This window comes from Citrobacter sp. BIDMC107, from assembly GCF_001037575.1.
In the GTDB taxonomy this organism is placed as follows: Bacteria; Pseudomonadota; Gammaproteobacteria; order Enterobacterales; family Enterobacteriaceae; genus Citrobacter; species Citrobacter freundii.
The window spans coordinates 3401757-3417306 of sequence record NZ_KQ089848.1 but is presented as its reverse complement, the minus strand read 5'-3'; the positions used below and the strand labels follow the sequence as shown (position 1 = coordinate 3417306).

Annotated in this window: 14 protein-coding genes; 9 read left to right on the top strand and 5 right to left on the bottom strand. The window is 52.7% G+C overall.

All coding sequences use genetic code 11. The features are described 5' to 3' along the window. Nucleotides 1-194: 194 nt before the first annotated feature. From mutH to SK39_RS15985, 4 genes are all read left to right on the top strand, one after another. On the top strand, nucleotides 195-890 hold the full coding sequence (mutH, locus tag SK39_RS16000; RefSeq protein WP_003033965.1) for a DNA mismatch repair endonuclease MutH: 696 nt from the start codon (nucleotides 195-197) through the stop codon (nucleotides 888-890). Nucleotides 891-965: 75 nt separating this feature from the next. After that, complete coding sequence (locus tag SK39_RS15995; protein WP_003033961.1) at nucleotides 966-1679, top strand: TerC family protein; 714 nt, start codon at nucleotides 966-968, stop codon at nucleotides 1677-1679. 144 nt (nucleotides 1680-1823) lie between these two features. Further along, the gene (gene ygdR, locus SK39_RS15990) at nucleotides 1824-2042 is read left to right on the top strand and encodes a lipoprotein YgdR (protein ID WP_000758660.1); all 219 of its coding nucleotides are present in this window, start codon (nucleotides 1824-1826) and stop codon (nucleotides 2040-2042) included. A 106-nt stretch (nucleotides 2043-2148) separates the two neighbouring features. After that, nucleotides 2149-3189: an NADP(H)-dependent aldo-keto reductase gene (locus SK39_RS15985; RefSeq protein ID WP_003033954.1), complete on the top strand. Its 1041-nt coding sequence runs from the start codon at nucleotides 2149-2151 to the stop codon at nucleotides 3187-3189. Nucleotides 3190-3271: 82 nt separating this feature from the next. On the opposite strand, the gene lplT is transcribed toward SK39_RS15985, so the two are convergent. After that, on the bottom strand, nucleotides 3272-4465 hold the full coding sequence (gene lplT, locus SK39_RS15980) for a lysophospholipid transporter LplT (protein ID WP_003033951.1): 1194 nt from the start codon (nucleotides 4463-4465) through the stop codon (nucleotides 3272-3274). Next, nucleotides 4458-6617 carry a bifunctional acyl-ACP--phospholipid O-acyltransferase/long-chain-fatty-acid--ACP ligase gene (gene aas, locus SK39_RS15975; RefSeq protein ID WP_048217190.1) on the bottom strand — a complete coding sequence of 720 codons (2160 nt, stop codon included), beginning with the start codon at nucleotides 6615-6617 and terminating at the stop codon, nucleotides 4458-4460. Before aas ends, lplT begins: the two co-directional genes overlap by 8 nt. A 597-nt stretch (nucleotides 6618-7214) precedes the next feature. On the opposite strand from aas, the gene galR reads away from it, so the two are divergent. Together galR and SK39_RS15960 are read left to right on the top strand one after the other, a co-directional pair. Then, nucleotides 7215-8243: an HTH-type transcriptional regulator GalR gene (galR, locus tag SK39_RS15965; protein ID WP_003033945.1), complete on the top strand. Its 1029-nt coding sequence runs from the start codon at nucleotides 7215-7217 to the stop codon at nucleotides 8241-8243. 13 nt (nucleotides 8244-8256) lie between these two features. Continuing rightward, a complete protein-coding gene (locus tag SK39_RS15960; RefSeq protein ID WP_032937458.1) occupies nucleotides 8257-9267 on the top strand; it encodes a LacI family DNA-binding transcriptional regulator in 1011 nt (336 codons plus the stop codon). 107 nt (nucleotides 9268-9374) lie between these two features. On the opposite strand, the gene lysA is transcribed toward SK39_RS15960, so the two are convergent. Beyond that, on the bottom strand, nucleotides 9375-10631 hold the full coding sequence (lysA, locus tag SK39_RS15955) for a diaminopimelate decarboxylase (protein ID WP_032937456.1): 1257 nt from the start codon (nucleotides 10629-10631) through the stop codon (nucleotides 9375-9377). Nucleotides 10632-10749: 118 nt separating this feature from the next. Between lysA and SK39_RS15950 the strand changes: the two genes are divergently transcribed. Continuing rightward, complete coding sequence (locus SK39_RS15950) at nucleotides 10750-11685, top strand: LysR family transcriptional regulator (RefSeq protein WP_003033937.1); 936 nt, start codon at nucleotides 10750-10752, stop codon at nucleotides 11683-11685. Here SK39_RS15950 and SK39_RS15945 read toward each other — a convergent pair. After that, nucleotides 11657-12364 (bottom strand): aspartate/glutamate racemase, encoded by a 708-nt coding sequence (locus SK39_RS15945; RefSeq protein ID WP_032937454.1) that lies wholly within the window; start codon nucleotides 12362-12364, stop codon nucleotides 11657-11659. The genes SK39_RS15950 and SK39_RS15945 overlap by 29 nt on opposite strands. 141 nt (nucleotides 12365-12505) lie before the next feature. Between SK39_RS15945 and SK39_RS15940 the strand changes: the two genes are divergently transcribed. Together SK39_RS15940 and SK39_RS15935 are read left to right on the top strand one after the other, a co-directional pair. Then, entirely contained in the window at nucleotides 12506-12832 is a 327-nt protein-coding gene (locus tag SK39_RS15940) for a cupin domain-containing protein (protein WP_032937452.1), read from the top strand. A gap of 196 nt (nucleotides 12833-13028) precedes the next feature. Further along, nucleotides 13029-13916, top strand: coding sequence for an Rpn family recombination-promoting nuclease/putative transposase (locus tag SK39_RS15935; protein ID WP_003033929.1), 888 nt, complete (start codon nucleotides 13029-13031; stop codon nucleotides 13914-13916). Between the two features lie 55 nt (nucleotides 13917-13971). Here the strand turns inward: SK39_RS15935 and araE are convergent, their stop codons facing one another. Then, the gene (araE, locus tag SK39_RS15930) at nucleotides 13972-15390 is read right to left on the bottom strand and encodes an arabinose-proton symporter AraE (RefSeq protein ID WP_003033926.1); all 1419 of its coding nucleotides are present in this window, start codon (nucleotides 15388-15390) and stop codon (nucleotides 13972-13974) included. Nucleotides 15391-15550: the final 160 nt, after the last annotated feature.

Below are 15550 nucleotides of genomic sequence, written 5' to 3'. Positions count from 1 at the left end.
GATAACATGGTGTAAGATCCTGTTCATTGTCAGTGACCAGAATTGGAAAACCCGCTTCGCTGTTGCGCAACTCTGCAAACGTGAATCTAAAAACCAATATAAATCATATAATTGAATAAAGCATGTGGAAAAAGATAAACTCTGTCCACACGGTATAAAATCATTGCTTATTTTTTCACCTAAGGGTTAACCCGATGCCAGAACTCCGTCCGTTGCTTTCTCCCCCTGAATCTGAAGCCCAGTTGCTGAGCCAGGCACGACAGCTTTCGGGCTACGCGTTAGGAGAATTAGCGGCAATGGCGGGAATCGTTACGCCGAAGGATCTTAAGCGCGATAAAGGCTGGATTGGCGTGCTACTGGAAATCTGGCTCGGTGCCAGCGCGGGCAGTAAACCAGAGCAGGATTTTGCGGCGCTGGGCGTGGAGCTGAAAACGATCCCTGTGGACAGTCTTGGCAGACCGCTGGAAACCACCTTTGTGTGCGTGGCACCGTTAACCGGCAATACCGGCGTCACCTGGGAAACCAGCCATGTACGGCACAAACTCAAACGCGTTCTGTGGATCCCAGTAGAAGGCGAACGCAGCATCCCGCTGGCTGAGCGCCGCGTCGGCTCTCCCTTGCTGTGGAGCCCGAATGAAGAAGAGGACCGGCAATTGCGTCTGGACTGGGAAGAATTAATGGACATGATTGTGTTAGGTCACGTCGAACGCATCACCGCTCGCCATGGGGAAGTACTGCAACTGCGTCCTAAAGCCGCTAACGCCCGCGCGCTAACCGAGGCCATTGGTGCCAACGGCGAGCCCATCCTGACCCTGCCACGCGGCTTTTATCTGAAAAAGAACTTCACCCGCGCATTGCTTGAGCGACATTTCTTGTTCCAGGCGCAATAGGCACCGCCCGGCCTTTCACCCGCCGCGTTACGGGCCTATAATTACCGCTTCTTTTTTTTGGCAGGACTTTGTTCGATGTTATTTGCATGGATAACCGATCCTAACGCCTGGCTTGCGCTCGGTACGCTGACGCTGCTGGAGATCGTTCTTGGGATCGACAATATTATTTTCCTTTCTCTGGTTGTAGCCAAACTCCCGACAGCGCAACGCAATCATGCCCGACGTATTGGGCTGGCGGCGGCGATGATCATGCGTCTGGCTCTGCTGGCTTCTATCGCCTGGGTAACGCGACTGACAAACCCGCTATTCGAGTTGTTTGGCGAGGCAATATCAGCACGCGACCTGATCCTTCTGCTGGGGGGATTGTTCCTGATCTGGAAAGCCAGCAAGGAGATCCACGAGTCCATTGAAGGTGAGGAAGAGGGGTTAAAAACCCGCGTATCTTCTTTCCTGGGCGCGATTGTGCAGATCATGTTGTTAGACATTATCTTCAGTCTGGATTCCGTGATTACTGCGGTTGGTTTGTCCGATCATCTGTTTATCATGATGGCGGCAGTAGTGATTGCCGTAGGCGTGATGATGTTTGCTGCTCGCCCAATTGGTGAGTTTGTCGATCGCCACCCTTCAGTAAAAATGCTGGCGCTCTCGTTCCTGATTCTGGTCGGTTTTACGCTGATTCTGGAAAGTTTCGACGTCCACGTTCCGAAAGGATATATCTATTTCGCCATGTTCTTCTCTATCGCGGTAGAGACCCTGAATCTGTGGCGTAATAAAAAAAATCCGCTCTGATAAAATTCATCGCTCCCCGCAAGGGGAGCGAATGCCCACCACACCTACCCCTTCTCACAGTTTAAGATTTTACTGCTTTCACCCTGCACAACTTCGCGTTATTACTAAACTATTGTCAGACGCAGGCCATGTGAGGATAAGCAGATGAAAAAATGGGCAGTTTTGATTTCCGCCGTAGGACTGGCTTTTGCCGTTTCCGGATGCAGCAGCGATTATGTAATGGCAACAAAAGATGGTCGAATGATCCTGACCGATGGAAAACCAGAAATTGACGATGATACCGGTCTTGTGAGCTATCACGACCAGCAGGGCAATGCGATGCAGATTAACCGCGATGATGTGTCCCAAATCATTGAACGCTGATGGTTGAGGTCAGCAGCGCGCTGGCCTTAACAATTTTACTTTCCTTTTTCGCTTCCCTCAGCCATTTTTATAATCCTTATGTCGTGATTATAAAAAGGAAACGGCTATGCAATATCACCGTATACCCCACAGCTCGCTGGAAGTCAGTACACTGGGGCTGGGCACAATGACGTTTGGTGAACAAAACAGCGAAGCCGACGCACATGCACAGCTCGATTATGCCGTAGCACAGGGCATTAATTTGATCGACGTTGCCGAGATGTATCCGGTACCGCCGCGTCCTGAAACCCAGGGTCTCACCGAAACCTACGTAGGTAACTGGCTCGCCAAACACGGCAGCCGCGAAAAGCTGATCGTCGCTTCTAAGGTCAGTGGACCATCACGCAACAACGACAGCGGCATCCGCCCGAATCAGGCGCTGGATCGAAAAAATATCCGTGAAGCGCTGCATGACAGCCTGAAAAGACTGCAAACCGATTACCTGGATCTGTATCAGGTTCACTGGCCGCAGCGCCCGACCAACTGCTTTGGTAAGTTAGGCTACAGCTGGACAGACTCCGCGCCGGTCGTTTCCCTGCTGGATACGCTGGACGCGCTGGCCGAGTTTCAGCGCGCCGGGAAAATTCGCTACATCGGCGTTTCTAATGAAACCGCTTTTGGCGTGATGCGCTATCTGCACCTGGCGGACAAACACGATCTGCCACGCATCGCCACCATCCAGAACCCCTACAGCCTGCTGAACCGCAGCTTTGAGGTTGGACTGGCAGAAGTGAGCCAGTATGAAGGCGTTGAGCTGCTGGCCTACTCTTGCCTGGGCTTCGGTACATTAACCGGGAAATACCTGAACGGCGCGAAACCTGCCGGTGCACGCAATACGCTGTTTAGCCGTTTCACGCGCTACAGCGGCGAGCAGACGCAGAAAGCCGTTGCGGCCTATGTGGATATCGCGAAACGCCATAATCTGGATCCTGCGCAAATGGCGCTGGCATTCGTGCGTCGTCAGCCGTTTGTCGCCAGCACTTTGCTGGGCGCCACGACCATGGAGCAGCTAAAAACCAACGTTGAAAGTCTGCATCTGGAGTTGAGCGAGGAAGTGCTGGCAGAGATTGAAGCGGTGCATCAGGTGTATACCTATCCTGCACCTTAACAGTTAGCGCCTGATGGCGCTGCGCTTATCAGGCCTACAGACAGCGTTCCCTGTAGGCCTGGTTGCAACAGCATATAACAGACTAATGGCGGCGCTGCCAAATCCACAGCGCCGCAATCGCCAGCGCAAACAGCGCACCGAACCCAATACCAATTGCTACCGCCGGAATCCCCACCAGCACCGCCAGTGAGTAAATACCCAACATCAACAGCATCGCGCTGTTTTCACCCAGGTTTTGCACCGCAATCGCATTACCTGCGCCGACGCTTTTCTTACCCCGCTCCTGCAGTAACGCATTCAGCGGCACCACAAAGAACCCACCACACACGCCGATAAGCATCAGCAATGCGTAGGCCGGAAGCAGCGAATGTTGAAGAGAAAAAATCAGCACCACGACGCCGATCAGGATCCCCGCAGGCATACAGCGCGACACAGTTTCCAGCGTCACCAGCTTCGCAGCCGCCCCCGCGCCGACGACAATCCCGATCGCTACCATGGCATTGAGATAGGTCGGCGTGGCGTTATCGGTGATGCCGAGCGCCACCGGAACCCACAGTACCAGCAGAAAACGCAGCGTAACGCCCGCCCCCCAAAAAAGGCTGGTTCCCACCAACGAGAAGCGTGTTTCACCGTTGCGCCACAGCGAAGAGGCGGCACAGAAGAAACTGCGCGTCATTTTCCCCAGATGCCAGGACTGGCCAGGGCGAGCCGCGGCTAGTTTCGGGATATACAGGTTAGCGACCACTGCGCCAGCATAGGCCAGCGCACAGGCAGAAAGCGCGGCAATCACGTGCCAGTCGGCCAGAACGCCGCCGGCGACAGAACCGAGCAAAATCGCGGCAATGGTGGAAGCTTCCATCAGGCCGTTGGCTTTCACCAGTTTGTCGCCGGTGGTCAGTTCACCGAGAATGCCATACTTGGCCGGTGAATACGCCGCCGCGCCAATCCCCACTAGCGTATACCCGAGAAACGGATTAATGCCGAAGCAAATACTTGCCGCACCCAGCAGTTTCAGGGAGTTCGCGAACATCATCACTCTGCCTTTGGCAAAGCTATCCGCCACCTGTCCAACAAACGGCGCAAACAGAATGTAAGCACCCACAAACACCATTTGCAGGATAGGCTGGCTCCAGTCCGGATAAAATTGCTCCTTCAGCAACGCCAGCGTAGCAAACAGCAACGCGTTATCGCCAAACGCCGACAGAAACTGCGCGGCGATAACGGACATCATCCCTTTGGACCAGATTGACGTGTTAGTGTGCACTGACTCACTCATGTTGTTTTTCCGGCTCATCGACCCAGCTTTTCAGCGTAACAAAATCCGGCTTACCGCTGCCGAGTAATGGGAGTTGCTTCAGGTGGCGTATATCACGCGGTACGGCGAGTTCAGGTACGCCGTGCGCCCGCGCATACTGCTGTAGTTTTTCACGCGTGAGTTCGCTATCGGTGGTAAACAGCACCAGCGCCTCACCTTTGCTGGCATCACTCTTGATCGCAGTAGCATGCATTTTGTCTGCAGACACCGCCAACGCCAGTTGCTCAACCATTTCCAGCGACACCATCTCTCCGGCAATTTTAGCAAAACGCTTAGCGCGCCCCTGAATCTGTACAAAGCCGTTTTCATCAAAGCGCACGATGTCTCCGGTGTCATACCAGCCGCGCTCAATCTCACCTTGCGCATTCTCTGCCGTTGGCACCTCCAGCACCCCAGGTTTTTCGACGCGCAAATAGCCGCTCATAATATTAGGGCCTTTCAGCTGTAAACGCCCACCGTCCTCAATTCCCGGAACGGCCAACAGTCGAGCATCCATACCAGGCAAGATGCGCCCTACCGTTCCCGATTTTGCCGCCATCGGTACGTTAATCGACACCACCGGGGCACATTCCGTCACCCCATAGCCCTCAAGGACACGCAGGCCAAATTTCTCCTGCCACAGTTGCTTTGTGCTGTCCTGCAGTTTTTCCGCTCCCGCAACCACATAGCGCAGGCGATGGAAATCGTATGGATGCGCGAAACGCGCGTAGTTGCCTAGGAACGTTGACGTACCAAACAACACGGTGCAGTTCCGGTCGTATACCAGCTCTGGCACAATGCGGTAATGCAGCGGGCTGGGATAAAGAAACACTTCTGCGCCAGTCAGTAGCGGCGTGAATAATCCCACCGTTAGCCCAAAGGAGTGGAACAGCGGCAGCGCCGACATAAAGCGGTCATCGGCGGTGAAATCGGCAATCGTTTTAATCTGCTCAACGTTCGCCAGAATGCTTTTATGACTGTGAACCACGCCTTTCGGATGGCCTTCTGAACCGGAGGTAAAGAGGATCACCGCAGCGTCTTCCGGCTGCTGCTTCACCTGCGCCAGATGCGGTGCCAGCAGATGTGAGAAAATCCACAGCTTATCGCTAAAGGTCACATCAGCTTTCAAGTCTTCCAGATACACCCAACGCACCTGGGTGAGCTGTTCCGGTAAATGCCAGAGTTTGCCTTTATCGAGAAACTGTCGGGATGTGAAGATCGTCTTTATTTCAGACGCAGTAATGGCGCTGGTTAATCCTTTCACACCCGCGGTGTAGTTCATCATGGCTGGAATGCGTCGACGCGCAATGGCGCCAAAAATGACCGCCGCGCTGATTCCCGCATTTGGCAGCATCAGGCCGATTCTTTCACCCTCGGTGCTGTATTTTTCCAGAATACGCGCGACAAACAGCGTTTTCGTCAGCAGTTTGCGGTAGCTGTCCGGAGTGAAATTAATATCTTCAATGCAGTTTTTGCCTGCGCCAAAACGGTATTTCGCCGCCAGCAGCGACTCGTAGAGCGTCTCACGCGGACGAACCGCCATGCGTGCTTCCATCATAATTTGATGCAGCATCTCTCCGGCGATTTTACGGCGATCGCGAGCTCGCGGTGCTTCCGGCATCGGCAGTTGTGTCGGCGGTAGGATGTGTAAGCGGATGCACGGGAAGAATCGCTGTTTAACCAAACCTTTCAGGCGGCTAAAGCGGGAAAGCTCTGCGCCCTCAATGCGCACAGGTACGACCGTCGCTCCCGACTTAGCGGCGACAAACCCGGCACCGTCATAGATTTTCATCAACGAACCGGTGGTCGAAATACGCCCTTCCGGGAAGATAACCACCGGGCGGCCCTGTTCGACCAGACGAACCAGATGTTTAATCGACATCGGTTTGGTTGGATCTAACGGTACGAAATCAATCAGCGGGGTTAGCCAGCGCATATACCATTGCTGGCTGATCGAGGTGTAAACAGCGAAGACGGGACGAATCGGTAAAAAGAGCGCCAACAGGATGCCGTCTATAAATGAGACATGGTTGGGAGTGATTAGAACGCGTTCTCCCTGTAGCGCGCTGACATCGCCCGTGACGCGAACGCGGAAAAGCACGCGAAACAGATTACGAAAAAAGCCAAATAGCATCTCAACTCCCTGTGCCATTAATTATATAAACATCAATGGTGGGAGAGTATACGAGTTGGGGAATAGGCGCGACAGGTAACTGTTAAATACAATTCGAAAAAAAACCTGCGCATCCGCGCAGGTTGGTGCAAGAGACAGGTACGAAGTGCGTACCGAATAATCTCACCAATCAATACCTCTGGGATCTTGATTGTGGTCGTCAGCAGCCAGATACGCCAGTGCGAAAACGCAAAGGAATGAACCCAAATGCAACGAGTTGTGTAAATTATCGGTTACTGTTACAGATAGGCTGAAGGTAAAAAAAAACCTGCGCATCTGCGCAGGCTGGTGTAATTCTAGTGATCAACCCGAAAGTTGATTTCACCTATCAATACCTCTGGGATCTCAACTCTAGCAATCTGCTCAGTTCCCTCACCAGCGAACAATCGCAACAGCACATCGCAAAGTGTAAGCAAAAATTAGCATTTTCTATTTTCTGTCTTACTTCGCTCGTGTGCGCTCACATTTGCGACGTTCTGACGGGCAATCTGCTTGAACAGCCAGCCATTTTCCGTAACACTGACGGAATGTAAGCGTTTACCCACAACAGGTACTATCATGGCGACCATAAAGGATGTAGCCCGACTAGCAGGTGTATCAGTCGCCACCGTTTCTCGAGTGATTAATGATTCCCCTAAAGCCAGCGAAGCATCGCGCCTGGCTGTAACGAGTGCAATGGAATCTCTCAGCTACCACCCCAACGCCAATGCGCGTGCGCTGGCACAACAATCCACAGAGACCATCGGTCTGGTCGTTGGTGATGTGTCCGATCCATTCTTTGGGGCAATGGTTAAAGCTGTCGAGCAGGTGGCCTATAACACCGGTAATTTTTTACTGATTGGCAACGGCTACCATAACGAACAGAAGGAACGACAGGCGATTGAACAGCTCATTCGCCACCGCTGCGCAGCCCTTGTTGTCCACGCAAAAATCATCCCGGATGCTGAGCTGGCATCACTAATGAAGCAAATCCCCGGCATGGTATTAATTAACCGAATTCTGCCAGGATTCGAACAACGCTGCGTTGCCCTTGATGACCGTTTCGGCGCATGGCTGGCGACCCGCCACCTCATTCAACAGGGCCATACGCGCATTGGCTATCTGTGCTCCAATCACACAATCTCAGATGCGGAAGATCGTCTGCAAGGCTATTACGACGCGCTGGCAGAGAGCAATATACCGGTCAGCGATCGCCTGGTAACGTTTGGTGAACCGGATGAAAGCGGCGGTGAACAGGCGATGACCGAGTTACTTGGTCGTGGCAAAAACTTCACTGCGGTAGCCTGCTACAACGACTCAATGGCGGCTGGTGCCATGGGCGTATTAAATGATAACGGCATTGATGTACCGGGAGAAATCTCGCTGATTGGTTTTGATGATGTGCTGGTTTCCCGCTACGTGCGCCCGCGTCTGACCACGGTACGCTATCCGATCGTGACGATGGCAACCCAGGCTGCCGAACTGGCGCTCGCGCTGGCGGAGAAGCGCCCCGTGCCTGAAATTACCCACGTTTTTAACCCAACTCTGGTGCGTCGCCATTCCGTTTCGACGCTGACAGAGCCGGGGAATTCATCGTCAAACGATTAACCAGGATAGCGTTATGACTACGATGTTGGACGTTTCACGACGCGCAGGCGTCTCAAAAGCGACCGTTTCGCGCGTACTGAATGGCACGGGTCAGGTAAAAGAGAGCACGCGCCAGAAAGTGTTTAAGGCCATGCAGGCACTTGATTATCGGCCTAATTTTCTAGCACGATCTTTGGCAAACCGCACCAGCAACAGCATTGGTCTGGTGGTTTCTACATTTGATGGATTCTACTTTGGCCGGCTGCTGCAACAGGCTTCACGCCAGACGGAATCTCACGGCAAGCAGTTGATCGTCACCGACGGACACGACACACCAGAGCGTGAGCAGGAAGCCGTGCAAATGCTGGCGGACAGGCAGTGCGACGCCATTATTCTCTATACCCGCTATATGAGTGAAAAAGAGATAATGTCGCTGATGAACAGCATCGCTATGCCCTTGCTGGTCATCAACCGTGATGTAAGCCAGGCCCGCGATCGCGCGATTTTCTTTGAACAGGAAGACGCGGCCTATCAGGCGGTCAATTATCTTATCTCCCAGGGCCATAGCGATATTGCTTGTATCACTGTGCCAGGCCATACCCCGACCGGTAAATCCCGCCTGATGGGGTATCGTAAAGCGCTGGAAAAAAACGGTATTCCCTGGGATCCCGACAAGGTCAAATACGGCGACTCCACGATGACACGAGGCTATGAAGCCTGTCGTGAACTGCTGGAGGAAGGGGTGAAATTCAGCGCATTGTTCGCCTGTAACGATGACATGGCATTGGGCGCATCAAAAGCGTTACATCAGGCCGGGCTGAGGATCCCAACGGACGTCTCACTGTTTGGTTTTGATGATGCACCCAGCGCCAAATGGCTGGAGCCGGGGCTGTCTACCGTTTATCTGCCGATTGATACCATGATAACCACGGCAATCGACCAGGCTATCCGGCTGGCCAACGGCGAGAGCGTCGAGCCAATCCCACCGTTTACCGGCAAACTGGTACTACGTGACTCAGTAACGCTCGGGCCGTATTTTAAGTAATTAAATGCCGGATGGCGGCACAAGTGCCTTATCCGGCCAACAGCGCCCACAGTTAATTTCGTAGGCCGGATAAGCGTAGCGCCATCCGGCATTTCACCACGCTGTAATCAGATTAATTCCAGCGCTAACAGCTCATCAATGGTCTGGCGACGGCGAATCAGCCGCGCCACGCCGTTATCGAACAAAACCTCCGGCAGCAGAGGACGGCTATTGTAGTTTGACGACATAGACGCGCCGTACGCCCCGGTATCATGCAAGACCAGATAATCACCCGGCACCACCGCAGGCAACAGACGGGTTTCCACATTTCCGCCCTCCTGCTGGGTAAACACGTCGCCAGATTCGCACAGCGGCCCGGCCACCACGGTTTCCCGTTGCGGGGTGTGTTCCAGAGAGCGACCATCCCCAGCCAGCGCGGAGATATGGTGATAGCTGCCGTACATCGCCGGGCGCATCAGATCGTTGAAGCCCGCATCGATCAGTACAAAGTGACGGCTACCCATCTCTTTTACGCTGCGTACCTGTGCTACCAGCACGCCGGCTTCTGCGACCAGAAAACGACCCGGCTCTATCTCAAGCGCGACCGGGTGACCCAGGTATTTAGCAATCTGCTCACGCGCAGCGTTCCACAATCCAAAGTAGTGATTGGTATCGATCGCCTCTTCACCTTCGCGATACGGGATTGATAAACCGCCGCCCGCAGAGATCGCCTCCAGATCCTGATCAAATTCAATTACCTGACGCACCATCGCACCACACACCTGCTCCAGATGCGCGTAGTCCACACCAGAACCAATATGCATATGAATCCCCACCAGCTTCAGCTTGTAGCGCTGAATCACCTCCAGCGCCGCGGGAAGATCGCTATACCAGATCCCGTGCTTGCTGTTTTCGCCGCCGGTATTGGTTTTCTGACTGTGTCCATGCCCAAAGCCAGGGTTTACGCGTAGCCACACGCGATGGCCCGGCGAGACCTGACCCAGTTGTTCCAGCATATCCACCGACCCGGCATTTACCGGAATGCGCAATTCATGCACCCGCGCAAGCGTCGCTTCATCAATCATATCGGCGGTAAAGACGATTTCATCTTTCCCCGGTACAAAACCTGCCGCTAGCGCACGTTCAATTTCGCCAAGCGAGACGGAATCAACCTTTACGCCCTGCTCGCGCATCAGGCGCAAAATATGAATATTCGAACATGCCTTCTGGGCAAAACGCACCACGTCAAACTGACTCAGTTTGCCAATCTGGGCGCGTATAATCTGCGCATCATAGACCCACACCGGGCAGCCGAATTCGGCAGGCAGGCGCAGCAGGTTGTCGGCGGTCAGGTCCGTGTCTGTGTTGTTGAGTGGGCGTGGCATGGTGTACTCCGGTATTGGCTTTTTTATGATTACGCCACAGCCCGAAAAGAATAAAAAATATCGTTTTATCGTGAGTCTATGCAAAAATGATATGGATTGGTTCATTCGAGGATTGCCCATGCCCGCCGTTAACCTGCGACACATCGAAATTTTTCACGCCATCATGACGGCAGGCAATCTGACGGAAGCCGCGCGCATGCTACATACCTCGCAGCCCACCGTCAGTCGGGAACTGGCCCGATTCGAGAAAGTACTGGGATTAACGCTGTTTGAACGCACGCGTGGCCGGCTGCACCCAACCGTGCAAGGGTTACGTCTGTTTGAAGAGGTGCAACGTTCGTGGTATGGCCTGGACAGAATTGTGAGCGCCGCCGAAAGCCTGCGCGAGTTCCGCCAGGGCGAATTGTCGATTGTTTGCCTGCCGGTATTCTCACAGTCCTTTTTACCGCCACTACTGCAGCCATTCCTCGCACGCTATCCGCAGGTCAATATTCAGATAGTGCCGCAGGAGTCACCGCTACTGGAAGAGTGGCTGTCAGCGCAGCGCCACGATCTGGGGCTAACGGAAACGCTGCATACGCCTGCCGGAACAAAACGCACCGAATTGCTGGCGCTGGATGAAGTGTGCGTGCTGCCCCAGGGGCATCCGCTGACTAAGAAAGCGGTGTTAACGCCGCAGGATTTTCAGGGGGAAAACTACATCAGCCTGTCACGGACCGACAGTTACCGTCAGCTACTGGATACCCTGTTTAATGAGCACCAGGTGAAGCGCCGTATGGTGATTGAAACCCATAGCGCCGCTTCAATTTGTGCAATGGTGCGGGCAGGCGTGGGGATCTCGGTGGTAAACCCACTGACCGCGCTGGATTACGCCAGTAGCGGGGTCGTCATCCGCCGCTTCAGTATTTCGGTACCCTTTACGGTCAGCCTGATTCACCCACTTCATCGCCCCGCCTCGGCGCTGGTTGATGCTTTTACGGCGCATCTGCAGGACCATCTACCAAGTCTTATTGACCCGCTGGAGGCTATTTTGCATCCACAACCGAAAGCATAAATGCCACCGCATCTTGCGCATGGATTGCCGCGGTGTCGAAAACCGGTAGTGGGCTTAGCTCGGCGGGAACCAGCAGACCAATCTCAGTACAGCCAAATATCACCCCTTGCGCCCCCTGTTTCGCCAGTTGGTCGATGACGCCCAGGTAATAATCGCGGGAAGCCTCGCTGAACTCACCGAGACACAGCTCATCGAAAATAATCTGGTTTATTTTCTGACGGTCATCAGCTTCAGGAATCAGCGTGCTAATGCCAAATTCAGTCTGTAAACGACCGCGGTAAAAATCCTGTTCCATGGTGTAGCGCGTACCCAGTAGCGCCACGTTGCTCATCTGCTGCTTTTGTATCGCCCGCCCCGTCGCGTCGGCAATATGCAGGAACGGCACATCACAGGCGCTTTCAATCGCCTCAGCAACCTTGTGCATGGTGTTGGTACACAGCACAATCCCTTGCGCTCCGGCTTGCTGTAGCGCTGTGGCGGCCTGCGCGAGGATCTCACCGGCTCGCTGCCAGTCACCGCTTGACTGACAGACTTCAATCTCGTGAAAATCCACGCTGTGCAACAGAATCTGCGCAGAATGCAGGCCACCCAGACGCTGTTTTACCCCTTCATTAATGAGTCGATAATAAGGAATGGTAGATTCCCAGCTCATACCGCCTAACAGACCGATCGTTTTCATCATTTCCCCTGACTCGTTGTTGTCTCTCCAGTGAACCAAAGATGTGATCAACTTTCCACATCTGTTGGCGTGCATTTCTTTTTTTAATTTTCTGATATAGGTTTAATGAAACATTGTTTTAATTAATTACAGGAAGGCCGGATGTTTATTTTTCATAAAGAGACCACGCTTGACGATCTGGGCAATGGCGTTACCCGGCGCATTCTTGCTCACGACGGTAACATGATGGCGGTTGAGGTGAACTTCGGGCAAGGCGCGATAGGCCCGATGCACAATCATCCGCACGAGCAGCTGACTTACGTGTTGTCCGGTGAGTTTGAATTTACCATCGGCGAAGAAAAGCATGTCGTTAGGGCGGGCGATACCCTGTATAAACAACCCAACATTATGCATGGCTGCGTCTGTTTAAAACCGGGAACGCTGCTGGATACCTTTACGCCCATACGCGAAGATTTTCTACACGGGTAATTTCGTTGTTCTCAAGCCGTGCTACTGACCGGTTTGAGAACACGCTAAAATGCGTACTCAGTTCCCTAAAAATGAATACGTTACAATGTGGGGCATTTTCCTTCGATACCAATTCGCATAAGCATTAATCACCCGATGTGTCTCGCCATGTGGGCGATTACAGTCACGTTATCTTAATTAACGGTGACGGATCGCCATGACAAAAATGACAACATCCACTCCACATGACGCAGTCTTCAAACAGTTCTTGTACCATCCTGATACCGCAAGAGATTTTCTGGATATCTATCTTCCATCAACCTTGCGGGAGCTATGTGATCTGCAAACACTAAAACTGGAATCAGGCAGTTTTATTGAGGATAGCCTGCGAGCCAGCTACTCCGACGTACTGTGGTCATTAAAAACAAATGAAGGCGATGGGTATATCTATGTTGTTATCGAGCATCAGAGTTCGCCAGACGCTCACATGGCATTTCGGCTAATGCGCTATGCAATGGCCGCAATGCAACGCCATCTGGATGCTGGCCATAAAACATTACCTTTGGTGATACCGATGCTGTTTTATCATGGTGCACTCAGCCCCTACCCCTTTTCACTCTGCTGGCTGGATGAGTTTGACGACCCCATAGTGGCACGACAGCTATACTCAGCAACATTTCCGCTGGTAGATATCACCGTAATACCCGATGACGAAATTATGCAACATCGCCGTATAGCACTGCTGGAATTGATGCAAAAACATATCCGCAAGCGTGATTTAATGGGATTAGTGGAACAACTGGTCTCGTTGCTGGCTACGGGATACGCTAATGACAGCCAGCTCAAAACGCTATTTAATTACATGATGCAGTTTGGAAATACGCCTCACGTAGATAAATTTATCCGTGAAGTCGCTCAGCGGGTACCACAGCAAAAGGAAAGTCTGATGACTATTGCGGAAGTGTTGCAACAAGAAGCCAAACAACAAGAAGCGTTACGCATTGCCCAGATGATGTTAGCGAATGGTATTAGCCATGAAATTATACTAAAGATAACCGGGCTGTCTGCTAAGGATCTCCTCGCAAGGCAGGCGGCTCCACACTGAAATAAGTAGTAATGAGAGCCCGATAATCAGTTGTTCTATCGGGCTCCCTGCTCACTTACACCCCAATATCTCTTAACTTCTCACCTGCCATCAGCTTACGTTCGATATGCTCAAGCGTGACGTTTTTGGTTTCTGGAATCAGCCAGAACGTAATACCGATAAACACGACGTTCAGCGCAGTATATAGCCAGAACGTACCGGCGGCGCCAATGCTATCGAGCAGCGTCAGGAACGTTGCACCAATGATCATGTTCGACACCCAGTTGGTGGTGGTGGAGCAGGTAATACCAAAATCACGGCATTTCAGCGGCTGAATTTCCGAACACAGGATCCACACCACCGGCGCGGCGCTCATCGCATAGCCTGCAATACACATCATCGTCATGCCAACTGACAGCCAGGATAGTCCACTGGAAGCCGTGCCGTTATCAAACTGCATCAGGCAATATCCGAGCACCAGCGTCCCGATGGCCATTACGCTGAACCCAATTTTCAGCGCCGGTTTACGTCCTGCTTTGTCGACCGTGAAGACGGCAATAAAGGTAGCGAACATAAACGTTAAGCCAACCACCAGCGTGGCAATCATCTGCTGCTCTGTGGTGGTAAAACCCGCCATTTTGAAAATGCGCGGCGCGTAATACATGATGATGTTCATCCCGGTGAACTGCTGCATCGCCTGCAGTAACATCCCAAGAAAAACTGCGCGGCGCACGTTACGGTTAATTTTAAACAGCGCCCAACCACCCTGCTTCAGCTTCAAGCTTTCACGGATTTCGTTCAGCTCATCGCGGGCCTTTTCTGACGTATCGCGCAGCATGCGCAATACTTCTTCTGCTTCAATGTGGCGACCTTTTTCCGCCAGCCAGCGCGGGCTGTTTGGCAGGAAAACCACCAGGATAATCAATAACACCGCCGGAAGCGCCAGCACTCCCAACATGGCGCGCCAGTTTCCGCTGTAACTAAATGCCGTATCAGACAAAAAGGCCAGCACAATACCCAACGTAACCATCAACTGATACATGCTGATCATCTTACCGCGTACGTTCTCACTGGCCATTTCGGAGAGATAAAGCGGTGCGGTGTAAGAGGCGATCCCCACCGCAACGCCCAATACCACGCGGGCAAAAATGAGCATTTCTACGCTGGAGGCAAACGCCGAGCCCAGAGATCCGACGACGAAAAGGATCGCCCCCGCCATCAGACTGTATTTACGTCCCAGGCGAAATGACAGCCAACCGTTAAACAGCGCACCAATTGCCGCGCCCAGCATCATGCTGCTGACCACCCACTCCTGCAGGCGGCTGGTCAACACAAAGTGATCGGTGATGAAAGGCAACGCCCCGGCAATCACGCCAATATCCAGGCCGAATAACAACCCTGCGACAGCCGCAGAGATAGAAACAAACATATTCATACGTCGCGTATCGCGCACTGGGCGCGGCGCTAAAGCAGCATCATTATTTATTGAGACCATTTTTTCCTGCCAGATACAGAGTAACCATGCCATTGAAAGTAAGGGATCCCTTGCAGGAAGCGTCAGGCGGGAAACGGCAAAAACATGGATTAAATAGCTACACCACATCGTTATGTGATGGATATTCCAATTTTAAAATTTACCGACAATCACTCAATTA